This is a genomic window from Bartonella sp. SD1336NMGDW, from assembly GCF_042193565.1.
Classification (GTDB): Bacteria; Pseudomonadota; Alphaproteobacteria; order Rhizobiales; family Rhizobiaceae; genus Bartonella; species Bartonella grahamii.
Genome location: NZ_JBHILW010000031.1, coordinates 1 through 6,587 on the forward strand (window position 1 = coordinate 1; position 6,587 = coordinate 6,587).

Sequence of the window (6,587 nt, forward strand, 5' to 3'; positions counted from 1 at the left end):
AATCTTTTCGGATTACAGCGATTTACGGCATTAAGCATTCAGAATCGGACGCCGGTGGCAGAATCCCCACCACAATTGCAAGAAAGGAACTTGATCTTTGTATCAATGACATCGGGGGTTTACCACCAAAACCGGAAGATAGTGTTATTGTGATGGCTCCTGAAAACAACAAAGCGCCCTCTTCTCAAGAGCACTTCGTGATCACAGATGTCCAAGCCTCAGAATCCGGTATGTATAAGCTTATCTTGCGCGAGATAAAACAATGAGGCATCTTTATTTGGTGTGTTTAAAAATCAATAAAACTGTCCCAGAACTCGAATTACTGCTGTAAACCTTGGACTTGAAAAGGCAGTGAATTGGTAATTCCGTGGTATGCCGGTACGGAGACTGACTTGGCATTCATGGTATGTTATAGTGACTGATGCAATTCGTGTCCAAGTAGTTCTTTCATTCTTTTCAGGACTTTCAAATACAATGGCTTGATCGGTTACCAAAAGACGTCCTCTAAGTGGGATCTTTTTATTAATATCAAAGAAAACGCGTTCTTGAACTCCCAACAATTTTTCATTTTTTGCTAAACGATAATCATATTCACTTGCGTCAAGTTCTTGAAACATTTTACACGCTTCAGAAAAACTAGACACTTTAATATCCGGTAGCAACATTGCAACTTGTTCTTCAAAAAGTTTTACTTTTTTCTTTTCAGAGTAATGAGCGATCACCAAAAGTAAAACAATAAGAATGGCTACTAATAACCATGGTGAAATACTTATTACTACCACAATGCCTCCAATCAATAGAGAACAAAGGAGAAAGATCCTGATCCATTTTTCCAGTTGTTCATTTTTAAGTGCTGGAGATGTTTTATTAACGACTGAGAAATCAGAAGAAGGATGTGCAGAAGGGAGCGACATTGAAGCCTGTTCTGGAACTTTTTCTTCAAAACGTTTTTTGCGTTTATCTTGCCAATAAGCGAAAATGGAAAACGCAAAAAACGCAAAGAAAATTAACCAAAACCATCCCCAAAAGCCTAATCCATCATCTTTGTCTGGTTTGTTAACTTGAGTGGGGGTAACTTGCTTATCGGTATTCTCAGCTGGTGCTTGAGACACGCTTTCGTTTTGAGTAGCAACATCTATTGACGAAGTCGAGGAGGAGGTAACAATTTCATTATTGTGTGTAATTTGATTTGGTTTGTCTTTGTGTACAGAAGCACCTACTATCGCAGAGCCGATAAATAATAAAGCTCCAATACCAAGAGTTTTCAGTCCGTTTTTCCGCCATTTCTTTATACATACTAAAACGAGTCCGACAATCATCATTGGCAATGATAACAAGCACACGATCATTGCAATTATATTAAGGGTATCCAGCATTACCTCCCCCTCCGCTATAAATAAAAAAGTAAAGTGGAAATTTAAAGTGAGTCGACAAATAAAGTAAAGACGTACTTATATAATTTAGAAAAATGTAATATTACTTATTGACATTATGATAGGAGTATGAATAATCGAATCAGGTGCCTAAGAAACACCTTAAATCGATAGCGGATAGATTGCCGACACAATCTCTTCTCCGCACATTAAAGACTTTGACTCATTATATGCTACATGCATATAATAGATTTGTCGGGTGTAGTTACGCTATACAATACTCTTTATGGGGAAAGCGTAACGACGGACTATCGACCGTGTTTCTTAGCGCCCGGCATTCTTCTGGAATGTCAATAAGAAACCTCTAATCGATAGGAGTTCACTATGAACACTCTTATAGAAATTAAAGAACGGGTTATTGATCAGGAAACTGTTCAAACTGTTAACGCGCGTGATTTGCATGCGTTTTTGGAAATAAAATCTGAATTTAGAAATTGGATTAAAAATCGCATTAAAGAATGTAAATTTCAGGAAAATATAAACTTTATAACTGCGGTAAATTTTTACCGGGGTGGAAAAATAAAAGAATACCACATTACGTTAGACGTGGCTAAACATCTTTCGATGATAGAGCGTAATGATAAAGGGCATGAAGCACGTCAATACTTTATCAAATGTGAACGGCTTTTGAAACAAGTAGCAACCCCACAAGTTGACTACTCTAAACCCGAAGCATTACTTGGTGTTTTGAATCACTTACAAAGCCAAATAGAGCAGAAAGATCATGTTATCGCTGAATTAGCACCAAAAGCAAAAGCACTTGATGGTTTAAAGCGTTCTGATGGGCTGTTCGGTTTGATAGAAGCAGCAAAGATGCTTGAAGTACGACCAAAGGACTTAACCGATTACTTGCGTAAACATGATTGGGTGTATCGACGGGCTCCAGGGGCGCCCCTGTTACCTTATCAGGATAAGATCAAGAAAGGATTCATGGATTGTCCCGCTATTACCATTCAAAGACCAGATGGTACAGAAAAGGTACTGCCTTCAACGAAAATCACATCTAGAGGATTAGCTTGTTTGAGAGAACAAATCTTTGGGGGTGTGCAATGAACACCAGTATCGACTTCTTATGCGATTTATGGATAGCTTTATATCAGTTTTCTAATGATGAAAATATTAATGAAAAAGAGTGTACAGCTCTGATTAACATCATGAGTTTGGTAGAAAAAGCTTTGATTTTCAAACTTCAAGATGAGGTGCCAAATATACTTAAAATCTTAACAGTTCTAACAGATTTTGGCGATTCAGAGTTTCCTACAGTTATGTTACCTTTATTGAAAGCTTACGAACCAAATTTGGAGCCTCCCATTAAAAAGGTTGCTTAAGTTAAAAACAGAACTCCCCTCCCCGTTCTCAAAAATGGGGAGGTGGTTAAAAACGAATATTTATCAAGAGAAAATTACAGTTTAGAAGAAATGTATCTGTTTAAACTTACACCATTTTCAGCAGCTTGTATTGCAAGTTTTCTATGGAGTTCTGGTGGTATTCTTAATTGAAACTTACCACTGTATTTACCATGTGACAAAGGCACAGGAACTTCTTCTCCATTATGTTGCATGTCCTCAACAACTTCTGAAACAAGGTCCATAATGCCTTTTAAAGCTTTCTCTGCTTGAGCATCTAACCATGAAAGGGAGGGGAATTCTGCACACAACCCAACATATTCCTCATCTTCTTGCGACCACAAAACACGATAGGTATAATGATTATTGTTCATGTTCATCCTTTCTTATATCCTCTACAGAGGATATGGGTCAATTACGATGGCTTTTTCGTAAATCTCGTTCGATGAGATGTCGAACATAGCGTGTGTAAGGGATAGCTTGATTTTTAGCTTTTTCCTTTAAAGCCTTCATAAGTGCTTGAGGTAAGCGAATATTTATAGAGGCTTCTTTAGGTAAGAATTCAAAATGAACGGGTTTAAAACCAGTTAAGTCATAATCTGTAAGATCTGCAGTATCAACAAAGTTTTCTGCTTCTTCATCCGTCTTAAAAACGGGCATTTGTTTTAATTTAGAGGTTTTCATAAAAATCAATCTCCTTTTGGTGCATATAACGAGCGCTAATAGGACGCACAAACAGTTCATTCTTTATTGTTCTTAAGGTAAAAACTAAAAATATATATCTTTCATTATAGCTTCTTCCAATGGCTCTGAAACGCTCTTCTTTAATATTGGGGTCATGCTTTATGACGAGATTTCCAGGTTTAGTGAATAAATACTCAATTTCTTTTTTAGAAACTCCATGTTTGGCACATTTTGGCCAGTTACCATCATCCCAATTTATGCCATGAACTTTGATGTTTGCTACCATAACGTATGTATATCAAAATGTATCCACAAATACAATAAAAATGATTAAAATCAATCTGTTTAAACAGGAACACTCATGCATCCGAGAGAAACGATAAGGGAAAGCTTTGTTGCTTTGATAAAGGCAGCAAAGACGGCAGCTGGTGACAATGTTTTCAATATGCGTGATTTCAACTTCTCCCCTGAGAACACGCCTGCAATTAATATCTCAACACAAAGTGAAACGATTGAAGATGGCTATGATTATGGAATAAGGCGGCGTGTTTTAACGCTAGATGTTGAATGTTATGCGACATGTGAAGATGGAGCACGTTTTGTTGACCAATTGGCATGGGAAGTTGAGGAGGTTTTCTACGCTAATCCCAATCTCAACAACACAGTTGAGACATGCCGCCTGCAAAATATTGCTTTTGCCTTTGGCGATAATGGCGCCCTAGCGCTCCATGGTGCGATTTTAACCTTTGAAGTCATTTATGTGACAAATATCCCCAACATGGATGAAGAAGAAGGCAGTGTAACAGCAAGACTCGTTGAACCTTTCTTAAGCTTTGAACCAGAAACAGGCGTGAGAAATAAAGATAAATACCATAAAATTGAAGGTGGACATGTTAGAGCGGCGCGATAAAGAAATCACAGATCTAAAGAGACGTGTGGCCAATATGGTTGTGGTGGGAAAAATTAGCCATGTCGACCATAAAAACGCACGCTATCGGATAAAAAGTGGCAATCTTGTCAGTGACTGGATTCCAGATACACAAGCCCGCGCCGGTAAAACACGCTCTTATGAAGGGCGTGATATCGGAGAGCAAGTGATTGTTGTCTCGTCATCAGGGGATTTATCACAAGGGGTGATTGTTGGTTCACTTCATACAGATGCTAATCAAGCAGCCGATAAAGGCAGCATTCACCGAACGATATATCCTGATGGAACCAGCCTTGAATATGATGATGAACAAAACACTTATGGAATTCACATCAAATCCGGCGGAAAATTTATCCTGACAATCGCTGATGGTGTGTCACTAAAAGGTGATGGTGGCAAGCTAGAGCTTACCGCACCGGAAGGCATAAAGATTGTTTCAAAAAGCGATATAAATTTAAACGCAAAAGGCGGCATCTCTTTGAAGGCTGGTGATGGCATTTCACTGAATTCGAATGATAGTCTCTCTCTTCATTCTGGGAATAATGTTTCCATTCACTCAAGTGGACTAAAGCATAACGGTACCAATGTAGGAGCAACACATGTTCATGGTGGTGTTTCCCCTGGTGGCTCGATGACAGGAGGTCCCAATTGAACAGTGGAATGGACCGTACAACAGGAAAGCCATTAACCGGAATTGATCATTTACGCCAATCAATCCTTGATATTTTGTCAACGCGGATTGGTTCGCGTGTAATGCGGCGTGATTATGGTTCACGTGTTGCAGAACTCATTGATGCACCGGTTAATAATGCTTTTGCTGTTGCCCTTTATGCTGCTGTTGCTGAGGCTTTAGACAAATGGGAACCGCGTTTTAAATTGAAAAAAATTGATTTTAAAATGGTTGATGCTGGACAAGTTTCTTTGTCCTTTGAAGGCATTTATTTGCCTTCAGGTAAGCCCATTACCATGGAAGGATTACTGATAAAATGAATGGAGTACTTGCAAAACCGGAAATCATCACAGAACTTTCTTTTGAGGAAATACGCGCTGCTGCTCTTGCCCATTTAAAAGAGCTTTTGCCGGAATATACCATTCTTGAAAGTGATCCGGCTGTAAAAGTCATTGAGGCTTTTAGCTATCGAGAGTTGCTTTTAAGACAGCGTATTAACGAAGCGGCACGCAACAACATTCTTGATTTTGCAACCGGTGAATCTCTTGATGCTTTGGGAAACTGGCATGGTCTTGCCCGCATGGAGGGTGAAAGTGACGAGAGATATCGTGAACGCATAGAGCTTCATGCCCGTGGTGGCAATGGTAGCGGGACAGAGCCCTATTACAAGCTTATAGCCTTAACAGCAGATAGTCGTGTTAAGGATGCGATTGTTTACCGTAAAGGCAAAGACCCAACCATCTATGTTGCTCTTTTTGGCAACAATGAAGAAGGAACGGCCTCTGAAGATCTCATACAAACAGTCTCAGAAGCTCTTCACAGAAAAAATATCATCATGACCAATGATACAATCATTGTTCACGCTGCTGTCAAAAAAGTTCTGGATTTAGAGGCAGATGTTTGGCTGTTACCAGAAACATCTTTGAAAATTCTTACAACAATGGAAACAAATTTAAGAGCAGCATGGAGACAAGAACAAGCCATTGGTCGTGAATTAAGTTTGTCGTGGTGGATTTCAAAATTAATGATTGCTGGTGTCCAGAAAGTGATCGCCATTACACCAACACAAGACAGTATGGTTTGTGATGAAGAAGTTTTATCGATTGGAAAAATCACCTTAAACTTCAAAGGGCGTGCGCGCTAATGGTTGGTTCCCTCCTTCCCACAAACGCAACAAAATTTGAAAAGCGCCTTGCCGATGCTTGTGATTTTCATCAAGATGTTGATGGTTCTGTTTTGGGGATTTCACGTTCTAAACTGATCACACGCCCTCCCCGTTTCTTACCGTGGTTGATTGAAGAATACGGGCTTGGAGAGCTTACGCCTTATGTTCCAAACCTCTATGATTTGATTGATCAGGGTCTTGCATGGCAAAATATTCGCGGCTCCCTTGCGGCAATAGAGATGGGGCTTGAATGGCTAGGGATTTCGGCACGCTTTCAACCCGCCTGGACGGGGCGGGTATGGTGGAATTCCTTTCAACTTGATTTTGATCAGTTGCCTGAACGCAAAAGCCTTGAAGCCAT

At 39.6% G+C, this 6,587-nt stretch carries 12 protein-coding genes; 8 read left to right on the forward strand and 4 right to left on the reverse strand.

Features of this window, described 5'->3' with window-relative positions; translation table 11 throughout:
* Positions 1-266: hypothetical protein (locus ACFIKH_RS08460; protein WP_375671471.1), on the forward strand; the 266-nt coding region annotated here is incomplete at its 5' end.
* A 27-nt stretch (positions 267-293) separates the two neighbouring features.
* On the opposite strand, the gene ACFIKH_RS08465 is transcribed toward ACFIKH_RS08460, so the two are convergent.
* On the reverse strand, positions 294-1,376 hold the full coding sequence (locus ACFIKH_RS08465; protein ID WP_375671472.1) for a hypothetical protein: 1,083 nt from the start codon (positions 1,374-1,376) through the stop codon (positions 294-296).
* 381 nt (positions 1,377-1,757) lie between these two features.
* Between ACFIKH_RS08465 and ACFIKH_RS08470 the strand changes: the two genes are divergently transcribed.
* Both ACFIKH_RS08470 and ACFIKH_RS08475 read left to right on the forward strand, forming a co-directional pair.
* Positions 1,758-2,486, forward strand: a complete 729-nt coding sequence (locus ACFIKH_RS08470) for an antA/AntB antirepressor family protein (protein ID WP_375671473.1) — start codon at positions 1,758-1,760, stop codon at positions 2,484-2,486.
* Positions 2,483-2,761 carry a hypothetical protein gene (locus tag ACFIKH_RS08475; RefSeq protein ID WP_375613925.1) on the forward strand — a complete coding sequence of 93 codons (279 nt, stop codon included), beginning with the start codon at positions 2,483-2,485 and terminating at the stop codon, positions 2,759-2,761. Before ACFIKH_RS08470 ends, ACFIKH_RS08475 begins: the two co-directional genes overlap by 4 nt.
* A 74-nt stretch (positions 2,762-2,835) precedes the next feature.
* On the opposite strand, the gene ACFIKH_RS08480 is transcribed toward ACFIKH_RS08475, so the two are convergent.
* From ACFIKH_RS08480 to ACFIKH_RS08490, 3 genes are read right to left on the reverse strand one after another with little or no spacing between them, the layout of a single operon-like run.
* The gene (locus tag ACFIKH_RS08480) at positions 2,836-3,153 is read right to left on the reverse strand and encodes a type II toxin-antitoxin system HicB family antitoxin (RefSeq protein ID WP_004856761.1); all 318 of its coding nucleotides are present in this window, start codon (positions 3,151-3,153) and stop codon (positions 2,836-2,838) included.
* A 37-nt stretch (positions 3,154-3,190) separates the two neighbouring features.
* Entirely contained in the window at positions 3,191-3,463 is a 273-nt protein-coding gene (locus ACFIKH_RS08485; RefSeq protein WP_375671474.1) for a CopG family antitoxin, read from the reverse strand.
* Entirely contained in the window at positions 3,450-3,749 is a 300-nt protein-coding gene (locus tag ACFIKH_RS08490) for a BrnT family toxin (RefSeq protein ID WP_375627496.1), read from the reverse strand. The genes ACFIKH_RS08485 and ACFIKH_RS08490 overlap by 14 nt, the downstream gene beginning before the upstream one ends.
* Positions 3,750-3,824: 75 nt before the next feature.
* Between ACFIKH_RS08490 and ACFIKH_RS08495 the strand changes: the two genes are divergently transcribed.
* The 5 genes from ACFIKH_RS08495 to ACFIKH_RS08515 all read left to right on the forward strand — a co-directional run.
* A complete protein-coding gene (locus tag ACFIKH_RS08495) occupies positions 3,825-4,373 on the forward strand; it encodes a hypothetical protein (protein ID WP_375671475.1) in 549 nt (182 codons plus the stop codon).
* A complete protein-coding gene (locus ACFIKH_RS08500) occupies positions 4,354-5,043 on the forward strand; it encodes a phage baseplate assembly protein V (protein WP_375653117.1) in 690 nt (229 codons plus the stop codon). Before ACFIKH_RS08495 ends, ACFIKH_RS08500 begins: the two co-directional genes overlap by 20 nt.
* Complete coding sequence (locus tag ACFIKH_RS08505) at positions 5,040-5,381, forward strand: GPW/gp25 family protein (RefSeq protein WP_004856773.1); 342 nt, start codon at positions 5,040-5,042, stop codon at positions 5,379-5,381. The genes ACFIKH_RS08500 and ACFIKH_RS08505 overlap by 4 nt, the downstream gene beginning before the upstream one ends.
* Positions 5,378-6,205 carry a baseplate J/gp47 family protein gene (locus ACFIKH_RS08510; RefSeq protein WP_375626976.1) on the forward strand — a complete coding sequence of 276 codons (828 nt, stop codon included), beginning with the start codon at positions 5,378-5,380 and terminating at the stop codon, positions 6,203-6,205. The genes ACFIKH_RS08505 and ACFIKH_RS08510 overlap by 4 nt, the downstream gene beginning before the upstream one ends.
* Positions 6,205-6,587 (forward strand): phage tail protein (locus tag ACFIKH_RS08515; RefSeq protein ID WP_375671476.1); only part of this gene is annotated, 383 nt, incomplete at its 3' end. The genes ACFIKH_RS08510 and ACFIKH_RS08515, both read left to right, overlap by 1 nt.